16 protein-coding genes and 1 tRNA gene are annotated in these 19,174 nt (G+C 68.3%); 8 read left to right on the forward strand and 9 right to left on the reverse strand.

The annotated features are described in order from the left end of the window. Positions 1 to 42: 42 nt before the first annotated feature. From AC07OY_RS09585 to pobA, 4 genes are read left to right on the forward strand one after another with little or no spacing between them, the layout of a single operon-like run. The gene (locus tag AC07OY_RS09585; RefSeq protein WP_495042332.1) at positions 43 to 1,407 is read left to right on the forward strand and encodes a glutamine synthetase family protein; all 1,365 of its coding nucleotides are present in this window, start codon (positions 43 to 45) and stop codon (positions 1,405 to 1,407) included. 10 nt (positions 1,408 to 1,417) lie between these two features. Then, positions 1,418 to 2,908 (forward strand): aldehyde dehydrogenase, encoded by a 1,491-nt coding sequence (locus AC07OY_RS09590; protein WP_495042333.1) that lies wholly within the window; start codon positions 1,418 to 1,420, stop codon positions 2,906 to 2,908. 5 nt (positions 2,909 to 2,913) lie between these two features. Beyond that, complete coding sequence (locus AC07OY_RS09595) at positions 2,914 to 4,206, forward strand: NAD(P)/FAD-dependent oxidoreductase (RefSeq protein ID WP_495042334.1); 1,293 nt, start codon at positions 2,914 to 2,916, stop codon at positions 4,204 to 4,206. 39 nt (positions 4,207 to 4,245) lie between these two features. Continuing rightward, entirely contained in the window at positions 4,246 to 5,418 is a 1,173-nt protein-coding gene (gene pobA, locus AC07OY_RS09600; protein WP_495043518.1) for a 4-hydroxybenzoate 3-monooxygenase, read from the forward strand. A 15-nt stretch (positions 5,419 to 5,433) separates the two neighbouring features. Here pobA and AC07OY_RS09605 read toward each other — a convergent pair whose 3' ends face one another. From AC07OY_RS09605 to AC07OY_RS09620, 4 genes are read right to left on the reverse strand one after another with little or no spacing between them, the layout of a single operon-like run. Further along, positions 5,434 to 5,913, reverse strand: coding sequence for a MarR family winged helix-turn-helix transcriptional regulator (locus AC07OY_RS09605; RefSeq protein WP_495042335.1), 480 nt, complete (start codon positions 5,911 to 5,913; stop codon positions 5,434 to 5,436). 30 nt (positions 5,914 to 5,943) lie between these two features. Then, complete coding sequence (locus AC07OY_RS09610; protein ID WP_495042336.1) at positions 5,944 to 6,708, reverse strand: SDR family NAD(P)-dependent oxidoreductase; 765 nt, start codon at positions 6,706 to 6,708, stop codon at positions 5,944 to 5,946. Continuing rightward, complete coding sequence (locus AC07OY_RS09615; RefSeq protein WP_495042337.1) at positions 6,705 to 8,564, reverse strand: feruloyl-CoA synthase; 1,860 nt, start codon at positions 8,562 to 8,564, stop codon at positions 6,705 to 6,707. The genes AC07OY_RS09610 and AC07OY_RS09615 overlap by 4 nt, the downstream gene beginning before the upstream one ends. Next, positions 8,561 to 9,388 carry a crotonase/enoyl-CoA hydratase family protein gene (locus tag AC07OY_RS09620; RefSeq protein ID WP_495042338.1) on the reverse strand — a complete coding sequence of 276 codons (828 nt, stop codon included), beginning with the start codon at positions 9,386 to 9,388 and terminating at the stop codon, positions 8,561 to 8,563. Before AC07OY_RS09620 ends, AC07OY_RS09615 begins: the two co-directional genes overlap by 4 nt. A gap of 190 nt (positions 9,389 to 9,578) precedes the next feature. Between AC07OY_RS09620 and AC07OY_RS09625 the strand changes: the two genes are divergently transcribed. Then, positions 9,579 to 10,784: a thiolase family protein gene (locus AC07OY_RS09625; RefSeq protein ID WP_495042339.1), complete on the forward strand. Its 1,206-nt coding sequence runs from the start codon at positions 9,579 to 9,581 to the stop codon at positions 10,782 to 10,784. 11 nt (positions 10,785 to 10,795) lie between these two features. Then, positions 10,796 to 12,352 (forward strand): acyl CoA:acetate/3-ketoacid CoA transferase, encoded by a 1,557-nt coding sequence (locus AC07OY_RS09630; RefSeq protein ID WP_495042340.1) that lies wholly within the window; start codon positions 10,796 to 10,798, stop codon positions 12,350 to 12,352. 30 nt (positions 12,353 to 12,382) lie between these two features. On the opposite strand, the gene AC07OY_RS09635 is transcribed toward AC07OY_RS09630, so the two are convergent. Both AC07OY_RS09635 and AC07OY_RS09640 read right to left on the reverse strand, forming a co-directional pair. Next, on the reverse strand, positions 12,383 to 13,957 hold the full coding sequence (locus AC07OY_RS09635; RefSeq protein WP_495042341.1) for a hybrid sensor histidine kinase/response regulator: 1,575 nt from the start codon (positions 13,955 to 13,957) through the stop codon (positions 12,383 to 12,385). Between the two features lie 125 nt (positions 13,958 to 14,082). Continuing rightward, entirely contained in the window at positions 14,083 to 15,606 is a 1,524-nt protein-coding gene (locus tag AC07OY_RS09640) for a methyl-accepting chemotaxis protein (protein ID WP_495042342.1), read from the reverse strand. Positions 15,607 to 15,975: 369 nt separating this feature from the next. On the opposite strand from AC07OY_RS09640, the gene AC07OY_RS09645 reads away from it, so the two are divergent. Then, the gene (locus tag AC07OY_RS09645; protein WP_495042343.1) at positions 15,976 to 17,067 is read left to right on the forward strand and encodes a hypothetical protein; all 1,092 of its coding nucleotides are present in this window, start codon (positions 15,976 to 15,978) and stop codon (positions 17,065 to 17,067) included. A gap of 11 nt (positions 17,068 to 17,078) precedes the next feature. Further along, on the forward strand, positions 17,079 to 17,486 hold the full coding sequence (locus tag AC07OY_RS09650; RefSeq protein ID WP_495042344.1) for a hypothetical protein: 408 nt from the start codon (positions 17,079 to 17,081) through the stop codon (positions 17,484 to 17,486). 75 nt (positions 17,487 to 17,561) lie between these two features. Here AC07OY_RS09650 and AC07OY_RS09655 read toward each other — a convergent pair whose 3' ends face one another. From AC07OY_RS09655 to AC07OY_RS09665, 3 genes are all read right to left on the reverse strand, one after another. After that, entirely contained in the window at positions 17,562 to 17,957 is a 396-nt protein-coding gene (locus AC07OY_RS09655) for a hypothetical protein (protein ID WP_495042345.1), read from the reverse strand. A gap of 276 nt (positions 17,958 to 18,233) precedes the next feature. After that, positions 18,234 to 18,309, reverse strand: a tRNA-Phe gene (locus AC07OY_RS09660). A gap of 163 nt (positions 18,310 to 18,472) precedes the next feature. Next, on the reverse strand, positions 18,473 to 19,171 hold the full coding sequence (locus tag AC07OY_RS09665; RefSeq protein WP_495042346.1) for a response regulator: 699 nt from the start codon (positions 19,169 to 19,171) through the stop codon (positions 18,473 to 18,475). Between the last annotated feature and the right edge of the window lie 3 nt (positions 19,172 to 19,174).

Below are 19,174 nucleotides of genomic sequence, written 5' to 3' on the forward strand. Positions count from 1 at the left end.
GCAGCCGCCGGCCGCGGGCCACCCACGCTCCCAAGATCCCCCATGCAGTCCCAACCCAAAGACTTCAACACCCTGAACCACTGGATGCGCGAGCAGCGCGTCGGCGAAGTGGAATGCCTGGTGCCCGACCTCACCGGCCTGGCCCGCGGCAAGATCCTGCCGCGCGAGCGCTTCGCCGCCGACAAGGGCATGCGCCTTCCCGAGGTCGCCATCGCGATGAGCGTCACCGGTGAAGCCCCCAGCAGTGCGCGCTACACCGAGGTCATCGCTTCCACCGACCACGACATGGAGCTGCGCGCCGACCCGGCCACGGCCCGCCTCGTGCCCTGGGCCCAGGACCCGACGGTGCAGGTCATCCACGACTGCTACGACCGCCACGGCCAGCTCGTGCCCTTCGCGCCGCGCTCCGTGCTCAAGCGCGTCTGCGCGCTGTATGCCGGGCGCGGCTGGGCGCCCGTGGTGGCGCCCGAGCTGGAGTTCTACCTGGTGGCGCGCAACACCGACGCCGACCTGCCGCTGAAGCCGCCGGTGGGCCGCAGCGGCCGTGCCGAGACCTCGCGCCAGGCCTATTCCATCGACGCGGTCAACGAGTTCGATCCGCTGTTCGAGGACATCTACGCCTATTGCGAAAAGATGGAGCTCAACGTCGACACGCTGATCCACGAGATCGGTGCCGGCCAGATGGAGATCAACTTCTTCCACGGCGAGCCGCTGGGCCTGGCCGACGAAGTCTTCATGTTCAAGCGCCTGGTGCGCGAGGCCGCCCTGCGCCACGGCATGTATGCCACCTTCATGGCCAAGCCCATCGCCGGCGAGCCCGGCAGCGCCATGCACGTGCACCAGAGCATCGTGCGCATGGCCGACGGCAGCAACCTGTTCAGCAACGCCGACGGCACGGCCAGCGACGAGTTCCATTGGTTCATCGGCGGCCTGCAGCGCTACCTGCCGGCGGCCATGGCGCTGCTGGCGCCCTATGTGAACAGCTACCGCCGCCTGGCCCGCTTCACGGCCGCGCCGATCAACACGCAATGGGGCATCGACAACCGCACGGTGGGCCTGCGCTCGCCGCTGTCGCCACCCGCCGCGCGCCGCATCGAGAACCGCGTCATCGGCGCCGACGTGAACCCCTATATCGCGCTGGCCACCACCATGTCCTGCGGCTACCTCGGCATCACGCAGAAGCTCCAACCCACCGTGGAGTGCACGGGTGACGCCTACCTGAGCGAGTACGACCTGCCGCGCAGCCTGGGCGAGGCACTGGACATGCTCAAGGGCGAGAAGGCCCTGGCCGACGTGCTGGGCCAGGGCTTTGTCGACGTCTACGCCGAGGTCAAGGCCATCGAGCACGCCGAGTTCATGCAGGTGATCTCGCCGTGGGAACGCGAACACCTCTTGCTGCACGTCTGAAGGAGCCGCCATGACCGACAAGATCGACTGGCGCGCGCGCGCCGCCACGCAACGCTTCGACGGCCGCCAGCTCATCGACGGCAAGCGCCGCGACGCCGTGGGCGGCCAGATCTACGCCAAGCACTCGCCTGTTGACGGTCGCCTGCTGGGCCACGTTGCGCGCGGCCAGGCTGCGGACATCGATGCCGCCGTGGGTGCTGCACGCAAGGCCTTCGACGACTGCCGCTGGCGCAGCCTGTCGCCGCGTGACCGCAAGCGCGTGCTGCAGCGCTGGGCCGAGCTGCTGCTGGCCCACAAGGACGAACTCGCGCTGCTGGAGACGCTGGACATGGGCAAGCCCATCGCCCACAGCCTGTCGGTGGACGTGCCGTCCACCGCCAACTGCATCGCCTGGTATGGCGAGGCGATCGACAAGATCTACGACGAGATCGCGCCGACGGCGGCCAACGCGCTGGCCCTGGTGACGCGCGAGCCCATGGGCGTCATCGGTGCCATCGTGCCGTGGAACTACCCCCTCATCATGGCCGCGTGGAAGCTGGGTCCGGCCCTGGCGGCCGGCAACAGCGTGGTGCTCAAGCCCAGCGAGAAGTCGCCCTACAGCGCGCTGCGCCTGGCCGAACTGGCGCTGAAAGCCGGCCTGCCGCCGGGCGTTCTGAACGTCGTGCCGGGCTACGGCCACGAAGCCGGCGAGGCGCTGGCCCTGCACCGCGACGTGGATGCCATCGGCTTCACCGGCTCGACACGCATCGGCCGGCGCATGCTGGCCGCATCGAGCGAGTCCAATCTCAAGCGCGTCTACAACGAGCTGGGCGGCAAGTCGGCCTATCTGGTGTTTGCCGACGCCGAGCTGGAGCGCGCCGCGCGCACGGCCGCCGGCAGTGTCTACTTCAACCAGGGCGAATCCTGCAATGCGCCGACGCGCCTGCTGGTGCACCGCTCGCGCGTGGACGAGTGTGTCGCGCTGCTGTGCGACGAGGCGCGCAAGTACACGCCAGGCGACCCGCTGGCGGAGACGACCGACATGGGCGCCCTCGTCGATGAGACGCAAATGCGCTCGGTGCTGGCCTACGTGCAGGCCGGCCAGGAAGAAGGCGCGGCGTTGGCGTTCGGTGGACAGCGCACACGCAGCGAGAGTGGCGGCTTCTTTGTCGAGCCGACCGTGTTTCGCTCGGTCAACAACGGCATGCGCATCGCGCGTGAAGAAATCTTCGGCCCCGTGCTGAGCGTCATCGCCTTCGATACCGAGGCCGAGGCCATCGCCATCGCCAACGACAGCCCCTACGGCCTGCAGGCCAGCGTCTGGACCGGCGGCCTGGACCGCGCCCACCGCGTGTCGCGGGCACTGCGCGCCGGCACCGTGCACGTCAACCAGTACGACGACGACGACATCACCGTGCCGTTCGGCGGCTTCAAGCAGAGCGGCAACGGCCGCGACAAGTCCCTGCACGCCTTCGACAAGTACACCGAGCTGAAGACCACTTGGCTTCGCATCGACGGCTGAGCATCATGCAGACAATCCCACCCACGGGCGGCCACGCGCCGTCCTTCTACGCGGCCAGCGGTCTGCCGCAGCCATCGCGTCCCAAATTGCAAGGCAGCGTCGAGGCCGACGCCGTCGTCATCGGCGCCGGCTACACCGGCCTGTCCACGGCGCTCCACCTGGCGGAGGCCGGCTACCGCGTCGTCGTGCTGGAGGCCGCACGCGTCGGCTGGGGCGCCTCGGGCCGCAACGGCGGCCAGCTGGTGCACAGCTACTCGCGCGACCTCGACGTCATCGAGGCCCGCCATGGCACGGCCGCCGCGCGCGCGCTCGGCGCCATGGCCTTCGAGGGCGCGGCCATCATCAAAGAGCGCATCCAGCGCTACGGCATCGATTGTCACTTCCAGCCCGGCGGCATGTTCGCGGCCATCACGACGAGACAGGTCAAGCAGCTCGAGCATCACAAGGCACTGTGGGAGCGCTTCGGCCACCGCGAGCTGGAGATGCTGGACGCCAGGCAGAGCGAAGCCGAGGTCGGCACGCAACGCTATCGCGCCACGCTGCTGGACCGCAGCACCGGCCATGTGCATCCGCTGCGCCTGGCACAGGGCGAGGCGATGGCTTTCGAGTCGCTGGGCGGCGTCATCCACGAAGACTCCGCCGTCGTGCGCATCGCCCGCGGCGACCCGGCTGTCGTGCACACCGCCGAGGGCAGCGTCCGCGCACGCTTCGTCATCGTCGCCGGCAACGCCTACCTCGGCGGGCTGGAGCCTCAGCTCGCCGCCCGCTCCATGCCCTGCGGCACCCAGGTCGTCGCCACCGAACCGCTGGGCGATCGCTTCCCCGAGATCCTGCCGACGAACTACTGCGTGGAAGACTGCAACTTCCTGCTCGACTACTTCCGCCTGTCCGCCGACCGCCGGCTGATCTACGGCGGTGGCGTCATCTACGGCGCGCGCGACCCGGCCCATGTCGAATCCATCGTGCGGCCGAAGTTGCTGAAGACCTTCCCGCAGCTGAAGGGCGTACGCATCGACTACGGCTGGACCGGCAACTTCCTGCTGACGCTGTCGCGCCTGCCCGAGGTGGGGCGCTTGGCACCCAACATCTACTACTCGCAGGGCTGCTCGGGCCACGGCGTGACCTTCACGCACCTGATCGGCCGCGTGCTCGCCGAAGCCATCCGCGGCCAGGCGGAGCGCTTTGATGCCTTTGCGTCGCTGCCCCACTACCCCTTCCCAGGCGGCCGCCTGCTGCGCGTGCCTCTGACCGCGATGGGTGCCCTTTGGTACGACCTGCGCGACCGACTGCAGCTCTGAAGCCGCTGCTCTCAAACTTCGAGACGACTCATGAAAACACTGCGCACCCAGGTGCTCATCATCGGCGCGGGGCCTTCCGGCTTGCTGCTCGGCCAACTGCTGCACAAGGCCGGCGTGGCCAATCTAATCCTCGAGCGCCAGACCGGCGGCTATGTGCTCGGCCGCATCCGCGCCGGCGTGCTGGAGCAGACCACCGTCGACCTGCTGGACCAGGCCGGCGTCGGCGCGCGCATGCATGCCGAAGGGCTGGTGCATCACGGCTTCGAGCTGATGTTCGACGGCCAGCGCCACCACATCGACCTGAGCCGGCTGACCGGCGGCAAGTCGGTCATGGTCTACGGCCAGACCGAGGTGACGCGAGACCTGATGGAAGCCCGTGAGGCTTCCGGCGAGCAGACGCTGTACTCGGCTTCGGACGTCGAGCTGTTCGGCTTTGACGGCGACAGCCCTGGCGCGCGCTGCACGGTGGATGGCGAGCGCGTCGAGGTATTTTGCGACTACATCGCCGGCTGCGACGGCTATCACGGTGTCAGTCGCGCCAGCGTACCCGCCAGCGCCATCCAGACGCATGAGAAGGTCTACCCCTTCGGCTGGCTGGGCCTGCTCAGCGACACGCCGCCGGTGTCGCACGAGCTGATCTACGGCCGCCACGAACGCGGCTTCACGCTGTGCAGCATGCGGTCGAGCACGCGCAGCCGCTACTACCTGCAGGTGCCGCTGACGGAGCAGGTCGGCGACTGGAGCGACGAGCGCTTCTGGAACGAATTGCGCTCGCGCATGGACCCCGCCGCGGCGGCGGCCCTGGTCACCGGGCCGTCACTTGAAAAGAGCATCGCGCCGCTGCGCAGCTTCGTCGCCGAGCCGATGCGCTTCGGGCGCCTCTTCCTCGCGGGAGACGCCGCCCACATCGTGCCGCCGACCGGCGCCAAGGGGCTGAACCTCGCGGCCTCCGACGTGCACTACCTGTCCCAGGCGCTGATCGAGCATTACCGCGAGAAGAGCGAAGCCGGCATCGAGCACTATTCGGCGCGCTGCCTGTCGCGCATCTGGAAGGCTGAGCGCTTCTCCTGGTGGTTCACCAGCCTGATGCACAACCTGCCGCACGAGCCCCTGATCGACGCGAAACTGCACCGCGCCGAGCTGGAGTACCTCGTCACCTCGGACAGCGCCATGGCCGCGATGGCGGAGAACTACGTCGGCCTGCCCTGGTGAAGCAGACGGCGGGGCTCAGGCCTCGTCGTCGTCCACCGGCTCGCCGCCATGCGCGGCGACCTTGTCGAGCAGCTCGATCAGCATGGCGCGTTCGGCGGCTGACAGGCTGTGCTGCAGCTCGCTCTCCATCTCCGGCGCACGCGTGGCCAGATCGGCCGCAAGCGCGGCGCCTGCCTCGCTGAGCCGCACCTGCTGGGACCGGCGGTCGACCTGGCTGCGCTCCCGCTCGACCCAACCGCGCTCCTGGGCCCGGTCCAGCAACAGCGTCAGGTGCGGGCGCGACAGGGCCAGTGCATCGCTCAGCTCCTTGGGCGCCAGGGCCTGATTGGCCTGCAGCAGCATCAACAAGGAGAACTCGACCGGCCGCACCGAGAAGGGCTTGCCGATGTGGCGGGCGAACAGGGCCTGGGTCGTGATGCGGGCCTTGGCGATGCGGTAGCCGATCACCGAGTCGAGCACGCCCGACTGCGGCTCGGTCTTCTGAGACTTGGACATGCCGCCATGATGCCGCAAGGCCCTCAGCCTTCAGCGCGGCGCCATGCGCAGCGCGCCGTCCAGGCGGATGACCTCGCCATTGAGGTGGCCGTTGTTGACGAAGTGGGCCGCCAGCGCGGCGAACTCCTCGGGCTTGCCCAGGCGCCTGGGGAAAGGAATGGACGCAGCCAGGTTGGCCTGCACTTCTTCCGGCAGCTCCGTCAGCAGCGGCGTGGCGAACAGTCCCGGCGCCAGGGTGCAGACGCGAATGCCGTGCTGGGCCAGGTCGCGCGCCAGCGGCAGCGTCATGCCGACGAGGCCGGCCTTGGACGCCGAGTAGGCCTCCTGGCCCACCTGGCCGTCGAAGGCGGCGACCGAGGCCGTGCACAGGATGGCGCCGCGCTCGCCGTCTTCCAGCCCGCCCAGCTTGGCGATGCGGGCGGCGGCCAGGCGGATGACGTTGTAGGTGCCCACGAGGTTGATGCGCACGACGCGCTCGAAGTCCTCCAGCGGCGCGGGCGAGCCGTCGCGGGCGATGACGCGCTTGGCGGTGCCGATGCCGGCGACGTTCATGACGATGCGCGCCGGGCCATGGGCGGCCTCGGCGGCGTCGAGAGCGGCGGTCACCGAGGCTGCGTCGGTGATGTCGCAGGCGCAGGCGATGCCGCCGATGTCGGCCGCCACGCGCTGGGCGCCGGCTGCGTTGATGTCCAGCACGGCCACCTTGGCGCCCTGCCGGGCGAGTTCACGTGCCACGGCTTCGCCGAGGCCGGAGCCGCCGCCGGTGACGATGGCAGCCTGGTCTTGAATCTTCATGGAGTCTCCTTGATGGGTTTCTGCGGTCGGATGAGCCACGGGTCATCACCCGCGTAGAGGGCCTCGACCAGCGCCGCGCGGTGGCTCAGCACCGCGCGCTGGTTGATCGAGTTCTTGTCGGTGATCTCGCCGTGCTCGATGGAGGGTGGGTCGATCAGCACATGCAATCGCTCGATGCGGTTGGCACTGCCGCTGCCCTGGGCATGCAGGCTGTTGGCCAGCTGCTGGAAGAAGTCGCGCACCTTCGGGTGCTGCAGCACGTCGGCGGCCGTCGCGTCGGGCCCGCGCCCGCTCAGGGCCCGGCAGTCGGCCAGCCGCGGGAAGATCAGCGCGCCCAGCTGATCGCGGTTCAAGCCGGTGAGCACGGCGTCCTGCACATAAGGATGGCCCTCGAGCACGATGCGGGCGCGCAAAGGGCCGACGCTGACGAAAGTGCCTGTCGACAGCTTGAAGTCCTCGGCGATGCGCCCGTCGAAGGCCAGGCCCAGGCTGAGGTCCTCGGGGTCGACGACGCGCACCGCGTCACCTGTGCAATAGAAGCCCTCGGCATCGAAGGCCGCGGCCGTCAATGCCGGCTCTCGCCAGTAGCCCGGCATGACGTGTGGGCCGCGGAAGCGCACCTCCAGCTTGCCCTGCATCGGCACGAGCTTGGCCTCCACGCCGGGGCAAGGCAGGCCGATGTGGCCGGATTTCGCATGGGTGCCGACCAGGAAGAGGCAGGACGGCGCCGTCTCGGTCATGCCCAGGCTGGTCAGCACGCGCACGCGCTCGCCGCAGGCCGCGACGCTGTGGCGGTCCAACTTGTCCCACACTGCCTGCGACAGGCCGGCGGCCGCGAACATGATGGCCTTGAGCTGGCGGAAGAAGGCGTCGCGAAGCGCCACGTCCTCATCCATCGCGTTGGCCAGTTCCTCCAGGCCCTTGGGCACATTGAAGTAGACCGTCGGCGACACCTCCTTCAAGTTGCGCACCGTCTGCGCGAAGGCTGTCGGCGTTGGCTTGCCATCGTCGATGTAGAGGCTGCCACCGTTGTAGAGGGCGATGCCGAAGTTGTGGCTGCCGCCGAAGGTATGGCTCCAGGGCAGCCAATCGAGCAACACCGGCGGCGCGTCGCCGAGGAAGGCCATGCACTGGCGCAGCATCTGCTGGTTGGCGCAGAGCATGCGGTGCGTGGTGATGACGCCCTTGGGCGCGCTCGCGCTGCCGCTGGTGAACAGGATCTTGACGATGGTGTCAGGGCCGATGGCCGCATGGGCATCGTCCAGCGGCTGCCGGGGCTTGGTGGCCAGCAGCGAGGAGAAGGTCGCCGTGGGCCGGTCGGGCAATTGGCCGCGACCCAGCACGACGGGCACGTCGATGGGCACCAGGGCCGATAGGGCACGGGCAAAACCCTCGTGGGCGGCGTACACCAGGCCTGGCGTCAGCACGCCGAGGATGTGGCGCAGCCGGGCGAAGTCGCTGGACACCAGCGCATAGGCCACCGACACGCTGACATAGGGCACGCCGGCCCACATCGCGCCCATCATCAGCGTCGCGTGCTCGAGGCTGTTGTCCGCCAGGATGGCCAGCGGCCGTTCGGCGCTGACGCCGGCATCCAGCAAGGCCTGCCCCACCGAGCGGGCGCGCACCAGCATGTCGGCGTAGCTGAGGTGGCGCCAGTCGCCGGAGGCGTCGCGCTGGGCGACCAAGGTGCGGTCGGGCGCGGCGCGGGCCCAGTGCTCCAGCACATCGGTCAGGCAGTTCGGGTAGTCCTGCAGCGCCTCGGTGGAGGTCAGGACCTGGCTGCCATCGGCCTGGGTCGTCAGGCGGGCATCCACGCAGCCGCCCACGCGCGCGGCACGGAAGGGCGCACTCATGACTTCACCACCTTGGCAGCCTTGCCTTCCAGAAAGGCCTGCAGCCTCGATTTGGCCTCCGGCGTGCTTGCGGCGACAGCCGACATCAGCGCCTCGGTGAACAGGCCTTCGGCGGCGCCTTGCTCCGCGATACGCGGCAGCGCGTGGATGACCGCGAAGGCCGTCATCGCCGACGTGCGCGCGGCCGTCTGTGCCAGTTCCATGGCCTTGCCCAGACCGGCGCCAGCGGCCACGCGGTATTGCACAAGGCCGGCGCGCTCGGCTTCGCCAGCGTCATAGAGGCGGCCCGTCAGCATCATGTCCATCATGCGCGAGACGCCGATCAGCCGCGGGATGCGCACCGAGCCGCCACCGCCTACGAAGATGCCACGCTGGCCCTCCGGCAGGCCGAAATAGGCGCTGTCATCGGCCACACGGATGTGGCAGGCGGCGGCCAGTTCCAGCCCCCCGCCCACAACGGCACCGTGCAAGGCCACGACGACGGGCACCCGGCCGTATTGCAGCGCATCGAAGACCGCATGCCAGCCGCGCGAGTGCTGGACCGCGCCGCCGATGTCGCGCTCCACCAGCTCCGACAAGTCCAAACCGGCACAGAAATGGGCGCCCTCGCCACTGAGCAGCAGGGCGGCCACGTCCCCGGGCAGGTTCAACAGCGCCGTATGGAGTTGGCGCATCAACTCGTCCGAGATGGCATTGCGCTTGGCCGGTCGATCCAGGCGCAGATGCAGCACCTGGCCAACGCGCGTGATCTTCAGCAGGTCCAGGCTCGCCAGCAGGCCTTCAACCGGCGCTTCGGGTGGCAGCAGAGGTTCAGAGGGCTTCATTTTGATTCAACGTTTGAACTACAATTTTGCGAATGATCGTTCATATATTGAACCATTTCAAGTCTTGTCGTTCAGGGTTTTCACTGCATCACACGGCGCCTCCCAAGGCAGTTCCACCCGTCACCACCTCCTTGATTCCAAGACTTAATAGTTATACAGTGTAATTATCAAGTTGAACGATCACCTCCTCATGAGCTCCTACATCCCCTACGGCGCCTACTGGTCCACGCCCTTCGCCAAGTGGCAGGGCTCGCTGTCCCACCTGAACGCCCTGCAACTCGCCGCCGTCTGCGGCCGCAACGCGCTGGAGGCGCGCCGCTTTCCGATGGAGGCCATCGACCTGGGGATCCTGGGCGTGACCAATCCGCAGGTCGGCGGCTTCTACGGCCTGCCCTGGGTCACGGCGCTGATGGGCATCGACCGCGTGGCCGGGCCCACGATCCAGCAGGCCTGCGCCACCAGCGTCCGCGCCCTGCAGATGGCCAGTCAGGAGATCCAGGACGGCGCCTCGCGCTGCGCCCTGCTGGTGATGGCGGACCGCCAGTCCAACGGCCCGGTCATCTACTACCCCGACCCCAAGGGCCCCGGCGGCTACGGGCACACCGAGCGATGGGTCACCGACAACATGGCCTACGACCCCTACTTCAAGGACTCCATGCTGGAGACCGGCGAGAACGTCGCCCGGCGCTACGGCTTCACGACGGCCCAGCAACATGCCGTCAAGCTGCGCCGCTACGAGCAATACCAGCAGGCCCTCGCCGATGACCGCGCCTTCCAGAAGCGCTACATGGTCGACGTGCCGCTGTACGACGGCCGCTTCCGCAAGGCCAATGGCGCGCTGACCGCGGACGAGGGTGTCTTTCCGACCACGGCCGAGGGCTTGGCCAGGTTGAGACCGGTGGCCGGCGAGAGCGGCACCATCACCTTTGGCGGCCAGACGCATCCGGCCGACGGCAACGCCGGCGCCATCGTGACGACACGCGAGTTCGCGCGCGAGGTCGCGACCGACCCCGGCATCGAGATCGAGGTGCTGAGCTTCGGCACCTGCCGCGAGGAAGCTGGCTACATGCCCGCCGCGCCCGGCCCGGCTGCGCTCGCAGCCTTGAAGCGCGCCGGGCTGACGGCGCAGGACCTGGACGCCGTGAAGACGCACAACCCCTTCTCGGTCAACGACCTGGCACTCGCGGCCGACATCGGCTTCCCCTGGGAGCGCATGAACAACTACGGCTGCTCCCTCGTCTGGGGCCATCCGCAGGCGCCAACCGGCCTGCGCGGCGTCATCGAGCTGATCGAGGAACTGGTGCTGCGCGGCGGCGGCGTCGGCCTCTTCACCGGCTGCGCGGCCGGCGACACGGGCCTGGCCACCGTCCTGCGCGTCACCGACTCCAAGAACTGACGAGACAAACCATGCAAGTCATCCGCCCCGCCGACGTCGGCGCCCTCATCCCCGACAACGCCACCCTCTTCCTGGGCGGCCTGGCCGTCACCAGCCTGCCCGAGGAGTTGCTCGCCGCACTCGAGCAGCACTTCCTTTCCACCGGCCACCCCCAGCAGCTCAGCACCTGGGCCTGCGGCGCCATCGGCAACTCCGGCGCGGCGGGCATGAAGCACTTCGCCCACGCCGGCATGATCAAGCGCGTCGTCGCCGGCCACTTCGGCCAGACCGGTCCCGAGATGATGAAGATGGTCTTCAACGGCGACGTCGAGGCCTACAACTTCCCGCAGGGCTCGCTGTCGCACCTGACGCGCCAGATCGCCTGCCGCTCGCCCGGCGTGCTCACCAAGGTGGGCCTGGGCACCTTCGTCGACCCGCGCCTGGAGGGCGGCAAGATGAACAGCCGCTCGACCGAAGACCTGGTGCGCCTGGTCGAGTTTGAAGGCGAGGAGTGGCTGTACTACCAGGCGCCGAAGATCGACGTCGCGCTGATCCGCGGCACGCTGGCCGACGAGCACGGCAACATCACGCTCGACAAGGAAGGTGTCATCCTTGAGCAGCTCTCCATCGCCCAGGCCGCGCGTGCCAGCGGCGGCATCGTCATCTGCCAGGTGGAGCGCATCGTCAAGGCCGGCACGCTGCACCCCAAGGCGGTCAAGATTCCCGGCGTCGTGGTGGACTACGTCGTCGTGGCCGAACCGCGCAACCACATGCAGACCATCGCCACGCAGTTCGATCCCGCGCTGTGCGGCGACATCCGCGTGCCCACCGGCAGCCTGGCCGTCATGCCGCTGGACGAACGCAAGGTCATCGCCCGCCGCGCGGCCATGGAACTCAAGCTCGGCGCCATCACCAACCTGGGCATCGGCATCCCGGCGGGCATCCCGTCCGTCGCCGCCGAGGAAGGCATGGCCGACGCGCTGACGCTGAGCATCGAGAGCGGCGTGACCGGCGGCATCCCGGCGCAGCTCGGCGACTTCGGCCTCGCCTACAACGCCGAGGCCATCATCGAGCAGAGCTTCCAGTTCGACTTCTACGACGGCGGCGGCCTGGACGCGAGCTTCCTGGGCCTGGCCCAGGTAGACGCGGCCGGCAACGTCAACGTCAGCAAGTTCAACGGCCGGCCAGTCGGCTGCGGCGGCTTCGTCAACATCACCCGCTCCACCAAGCGGCTGGTGTTCTGCGGCAGCTTCACGGCCGGCGGCCTGGCGCTGCAGATCGGCGACGGTCGGCTGCACATCGAGACCGAGGGCCGCTCGCGCAAATTCATCCAGCAGGTCGAGCAGATCACCTTCAACGGCCGCGACGCGGCGCAGCGCGGTCAGCAGGTCGTCTTCGTCACCGAGCGCGCCGTCTTCCATCTGCGCGAGGACGGCCTGGAGCTGACCGAGATCGCGCCGGGCATCGACCTGGAGCGCGACGTGCTGGCGCACATGGACTTCAAGCCCATCGTGAAGGATGTGAAGCAGATGGATGCGGGGCTGTTTCGAGAGCGTTGGGGTGGGTTGCGCGCGGCGCTGGGTGGCTGACCCCAAAGACGGTCCCGAGCAAACACAACATCAGGCGCGGCCGAACACCTCGGCGAGGCGGCGCGCCAGGTCGTCCACCGTGCGCTCCTTGGCCAGCACGGCGCGCACGCCGACGGCGCGGGCGGCAGTCTCCAGAGTCTCGGCCATCGAGCCGGAAGCGAGCACGACCGGCAGCCCCGGCCGGCTGGCCACGATGTCGCGCGCCAGGTCGATGCCGTTGCGCAGCGGCATGTCGAAATCGGTGACGACCGCATCGAAGGCCAGCGGCTCTTGCCGCACCAGGGCCAGCGCACGCGCCGCGTCGCGCACGCTGGTGGCACGGTAGCCGGCCTGCACGAGCAACTGCTCGACCACCAGCGTCATCACGTCGTCGTCATCGACGTAGAGCACGTGCTCGCCCTGCCCGGGCGGCACGGGCGTCTCGGGCGCGGCGGCGGCCGGCGCCGTCTCGGTGGCCGGCAGCCACACATGGAAGGTGGTGCCGACGCCGGGACTGCTCTCCACGCGGATGACGCCGCCATGCCCGGTCACGATGCCATGCACGACCGACAGGCCCAGGCCCGTGCCCTTGCCAACCGCGCGGGTCGTGAAGAAGGGCTCGAAGACGCGCGCCACCGTGGCTGCGTCCATGCCTTTGCCGCTGTCCTGCACCCAGAGGTGCACCCAAGCCGTGCCAGGGGATGAATGGGTGGGCGCCGGCGCCCTGTCCGTGCCGACCGTGACCGTGCCAATGCCATCGGGCAGCGCATGCCAGGCGTTGGTGCAAAGGTTCATCAGCACCTGATGCATCTGCACCGGGTCGACCAGCACGACTGCGGTCAAGCCGCTGCTCACGGCTTGCAGTTGCGTGCCCGGCGGCCGGCTGGCCTGCAGCAGGCCCAGGGTTTCGGCCACCAATTGGTCGAGGTCCGTCGGCTCGGGCGTGCGCTCGGTGCGGCGTGCAAAGGTGAGGATCTGCTGAACCAGCGCCCGGCCCCGCCGCCCGGCGCGCTCGATCTCGGCGACGAGGCGGGCCCGCTCGTCCGCCGGGCCGGCGCGCAGCGCCAGCGCCGCGTTGCCCAGGATGCCGCCGAGCAGGTTGTTGAAGTCGTGCGCGATGCCGCCCGCCAGCACGCCGAGAGATTCCATCTTCTGCGACTGCAGCAGTTGGGCTTCCAGCGAGCGCCGCGTGCGCTCGGCCAGGTGGATCTCGGTGACATCGCGCCCGGTGCCGCGGTAGCCGCGGAAGGCTCCGTCGCGGTCGTACCAGGGTTCGCCGCTGATGCGGTCGACGCGCCAGACGCCGTCACGCGACGTGAAGGCGATGTCCAGGTCGCGGAACTGCTCGTGGCGCGCGATCGTCTCGCGGTGGCTGCGCAGCCAGTCGGCCTCAGCCTCGGCCTCCGGCACCGCGTCCCAGGGGTGGTGGCCCAGCGCGCTGGTCGTGTCCAGCGAGGCCATCCGCTCCGGGTTGCCGATGATCTCGGTGAAGCGGTGGTCCTCGTCGGTTTCCCAGTAGTAGTCCCAGGACAGGCCCGTGATGGCCCGGAAGCGCGCCTCCTGCCGCGCGCTGGCCTCCGCATCGGTTGCTGCGGGCGGCGGTGGCGGGGACCCTGGTGAAGACATGGTGCGACAACCTCGCTGGCTGGCTGCCGATTGTGTCGGTGCCGCGGGCGTTTGTGTGCGGCCGCCTCCTGGAAAGCCGGGGTCGCCGCCTTCCACGAGGCGCTCGGGGACTGAGCCCCGCCGCCTCATGCAACGGCGTCGCTCACGCGGAACACGTTCACGGCCTGCGCCAGCCGCTGCGCCTGCTCTTGCAAGCTTTCCGACGCCGCGGCCGACTGCTCCACCAAAGCGGCGTTCTGCTGCGTCATGCGGTCCAGTTCGTTGACGGAGTGGTCGACCTGGGAGATGCCGGAGGCCTGCTCCTGAGCCGCGGTGCTGATCTCGCCAATCATCTGGGTCACGCGGCGCACACCGCTGACGATCTCCTGCATGGCGCCGCCGGCATCCTTCACCAGGCGCGCGCCGCTGTCGACCTTCTCGGCGGACGCGCCGATCAGCGTCTTGATCTCGCGGGCCGCCACGGCGCTGCGCTGAGCCAGGTTGCGAACCTCACCGGCCACCACCGCGAAGCCGCGCCCCTGTTCGCCAGCGCGCGCGGCCTCGACCGCCGCATTCAGCGCCAGGATGTTGGTCTGGAAGGCGATGCCGTCGATGACGCTGATGATGTCATTGATCTTGCGCGAGGCGTCGTTGATCTCGTCCATGCTGGCAACCACCTGGGCCACGATCTCGCCGCCACGCTGGGCCGCCTGCGAGGCGGTGCTGACAAGACCGTCGGCAGAGCGCGCAGCCTCGGCGCTCTGGTAGACGCTGCCGGTCAGTTCGGAGATGGAGGACGCGGTCTGCTGCAGATTGGCTGACGTCTGCTCGGTGCGGGTATTGAGGTCCATGCTGCCGGCAGCAATCTCACGCGAGGCGACTGCGATCGACTCGGTGGCCTGCCGGATCGTGCTGACGGTCTGGCCGAGCCGGCCCACCATGGTGACCACCGCCTGATGCAGTGAACCGGGCACCGAGGCCGACACGCCGGCTTCCTCGCCGCTGAGGTCGCCATCGGCGACGCGCTGCACGAAGCGCTGAAGTCGAGCCGGCTCGTCACCGAGTTCACGCCATACCGAGGCCAGGATGAGGCGCGAGGCCATGCCGAGCACCATCAGCACGACCAGACCTGTCCCGAGCCCCACCCAGACATTGGTGCGCACGCCGCCCAGGGCAGCAACCTGTGCCTGGTTCACGGCCTCGGCAGATGCCTTCTTCTGCGCCTGCAGGCGCTCGCTGAACTCCGCCAGGCCGGCTTGCATGCGCTTGACCGAGTCACCCGCGTCCTGCTTGGTCAGCATGGCCCGCGTCGCGGCCAGGGCTGCGCTCTGGTAGGTGTCGAAGGCGCTGCCCAGGCTGCGCGCGGCGTCCAGCTTGCCGTCCAGCTTCTCGGCCTCTGCCGCCGACTTGCGCACGCTGGCGACGACATCCTCGACGTCCTTGAGCTTGCTTTCATCCCCCTCGGTTGCCGCCGACTGCAGGTTCAGGCGGAATTCCTCGGCACCGCGGTCGATGCGGGCCACGCTTTCCATGTAGGGGTAGTCGACATCGCGCAGGTGCTCCATCTGCGCCGAGGTCCGTGAGCCGACGACATAGCTGGCGCCGGAGCCCACGATGAAGACCAGCGCGGCGCTGATCGGCAGCATCCAGATCTTGGTTCGGAAGTTCATAGGGGGCTCTCCTTGCTGTGCACGAAATGTGAACCGGCGCCATCATATTGAGACACTTTGTTCGCATATAGGAAGCTTCTCACGCTTTCCCATTTGCTGCGATTGACGGCCAGATTTGCTTCGTCTTGGTGCAGCCAGGAGCGCGAGTCAGCCAATACTCACGGGGCAAAGTCGATTTCAGCCGCTTTGAGGAGCCAGCCAGTGAACGATGCCACGCTTGAAGCAGCTTCTTGGCTCCGCCCACTTGTTTGCGAACTTTTGTTCGTTTTAATATGAACCCAACGCGGCCGCCAATGGCTGCGCAGCGACGCAGAGCCAGGCAGCCGCCTGTGCCCGGCGGCCCTCCACACAACCAGCTGAACCCACCAGATGAAACCCACTCTTCGCCTCGCGGTGGCCTCCACCCTGGCCGCCACAGCCCTCGGCGCGAGCGCCACTGAATACACCTTTGGCGGCTACGGCACGCTGTCCGCCGTGCGCTCCAGCAGCGACAGCACCGAATTCCGCGCCAACTGGCGGCAGGACAAGGGCAGCCACGGCAATGTGGACTTCGGCGTCGACTCGCGTCTGGGTGTTCAGGCCACCGCCAAGTTCAACGGCACCTTCTCCGCCACTGGCCAACTGCTGGCCCTGCGCCGCGACGGCAAGGACAAGGTCGACGTCGAATGGCTCTATGCGCAAGCGCAGATCACCGAAGAGCTGAGCGCCCGCATCGGCCGCGTCGCCCTGCCCGCCTTCATGCTGTCGGACAGCCGAAACGTGGGCTACAGCCAGCACTGGGTGCGCACGCCCGCCCAGGCCTATCTCGGCTTCCCGGTCACCTCCATCGACGGCGCGCAGGCTACCTACCGCGTGCGCCTGGGCGACGTCAATCTGACGGTGCAGCCGACGTTTGGGCAGGCCAAGGCCAAGCTCTATTTCGACCTTGGCCCGCAGCTCGGCATGGCCACCAACGAGAGCGCCTGGAAGCGCCTGGGCAGCGTCAACGTGACGGCCGAGAAGGGTGACTGGCAGTTCCGCATCGGCCACACGGTCACGCAGGAGGCGACCAACGACTACGTCTCCCATCCCTTCATCCCGAGCGACCGCTTCCGCGACGCCTTCACCGGCGTGGGCGCGCAGTACGACGACGGCCGCCTGCTGGTGATGGCCGAGTACATCATGCGCAAGACCTCGGGCCAGGTCTTCGACACACGCAGCTATTACGTGACGGCCGGCTACCGCGTCGGCGAGTGGATGCCCTATGCGATCCACTCCCATCTGAAATACACCGGCGTGGCCCTTGCCGGCCTCAGCCCGGCCAGCACCAACGCCGTCGGCGTGCGCTGGGACTTCAAGACCGGCATGGCGCTGAAGGCCCAGTACGAACGCGCCAGCCAGACCGGCCAGCAGTTCCTCGTCATCGACCCCTCGGGCAAGAAGGTCGGCATCACCACCGTCGCCCTCGACTTCGTCTTCTGAAAGCACGCGCCATGCACAAGCAACTGATGGCAGGCGCCGCCCTGCTCGCGGCCTTCACGGCCTCCTTGCCCGCCCTTGCCTCCGACATCGTCGTTGTGGGCCATCCCTCTGCGGCGCCCATGTCCAAGGACCAGGTCTCTGACATCTTCCTCGGCAAGAACACTGCGCTGAACCCGGTGGACCTGCCTGAGGCCGCGCCGATCCGCGCCGAGTTCTACAAGAAGGCCACGGGGCGCGACCTCTCCCAGATCAAGGCCACCTGGGCTCGCCTCGTGTTCTCGGGCAAGGCGCAGGCGCCCAAAGAGGGAGCCGACGCCGCCGCAGTCAAGAAGGCTGTCGCCGCCGACCCCAAGGCCGTGGGCTATCTGGAGAAGGCTGCGGTCGACGCCAGCGTCAAGGTGCTCGCCACCGTCGAGTAGGCGCGAGTGAGGGCAGGCCGCGCGAGCGGCCTGTCCACGATCATCGATCAGCAGCGGAAAAAGTGCCGCGCCGGCTCAGCTCACCGCTTCAGCTTCGACAGGCACCCTGCGCTCATGCCGAGCGCACAGCATCGCCGCCAGTTGCTCGGGCACGTCGTTGTCGAAGCTCATCAGCAGGTCGGAAGACTGGCCCGCCGCCGCGGCCTTCAGCACGTCAGCCACGCAGGTCTTTTGCGCATCGGTTGCCGGCTGCTTCAGCTTGGCCTCCAGCAGCGCCACGGTCTCGTCGCGCAGGCGGTCCGAGCCCAGCACATGCCAGGCGTAGTCGACCTCATAGCGCTGCACGGCATCCATCAGGCTTTCGCCGTCCAGGCGGGACTCCTGAGAAAAGCCATTCAGCGTGCGGGTGCTGAGGCTCTGGGCGACCAGCGCCAGCAGTTCGTCGTGCAGGGGGGTGTTTGCGGCGGCCATGGCGGGTCCTTCAGACATCGATAAACCCACGGGGATTGGCACTGCCACAGGTCCATGGGCGGACACGGCGCAGAGGTTGGTATCTGGACAAAAGGGCGGAATGCTCGGGATCGCCCGGAGCGATCCCTCGGCCTGCGCGCAAGCGCTCCGGCCCGTGGCCGCGGGCTCCGTCCAAGGCAGTCCACTGGACTGCCTTGAGCGAACCACACGGCGGTTCTCATCCGCCCCAGGTGGCCAAATGAAAAACGGCTCCCGTGAGGGGAGCCGTTTTGCATTTGGTGGCCTGGGGCGGAATCGAACCACCGACACGCGGATTTTCAATCCGCTGCTCTACCAACTGAGCTACCAGGCCTTGTTCTGCTCACCGAAAAGACCATGCGGCCGTTCAGCGAAGTCCGCGACTATAGCATCAAAATCAGCCAACAAGCTAGCGCACGGAACCGGCGTCTTCGGGCCGAGCGCTGGGACCGACTGGGCTCACCCGCGTTCAGCGAGGCGAGACCGGGCGAGGGGCTTCAGACACTTCCGCCGCGCTTGTTGCGGCTGAGGTCGACGCCGAGCTGCTTGAGCTTGCGGTAGAGATGGGTGCGCTCCAGGCCGGTCTTCTCCGCGACGCGGGTCATGGAGCCGTTTTCCTTGGCGAGATGGAACTCGAAGTAGCTCTTCTCGAAGGCATCGCGCGCCTCGCGCAGCGGGCGGTCGAGTTCGAAGCTCTGCTCGGAGGCCAGCGAGTTGCCGGGCATGTGGCTGTTGCCGCCGATGCTGGCGGGCGCGGACTGCAGCCCAGGGTTCATCTCGGGGCGGGCATAGCTCGGCAGGCCGGCGGCAGCGGGCGCGGGGCGCGGCGGGGCCGTCTTGACCAGGGCCTGCTCGACGGCGCGCAGCAGCTTCTGCAGCGTGATGGGCTTCTCGAGGAAGGCGATGGCACCGAACTTGGTGGCCTCCACCGCCGTGTCGATGGTGCCGTGGCCGCTCATCATGATGACGGGCATGGTCAGCAGGCCGGCGCTGCCCCATTCCTTGAGCAGCGTCACGCCGTCGACGTCGGGCATCCAGATGTCGAGCAGCACGAGATCCGGGCGCATGCGCTCACGCACCGCCCGCGCCTGGGTGGCGTTCTCGGCAAGCTCAATGGTGTGTCCCTCGTCGCTGAGGATTTCGGACAGCAGGGCACGAATACCCAGCTCGTCGTCGACAACAAGAATCGTGGCCATGAA

This window comes from Roseateles sp. GW821-FHT09H10, from assembly GCF_059415865.1.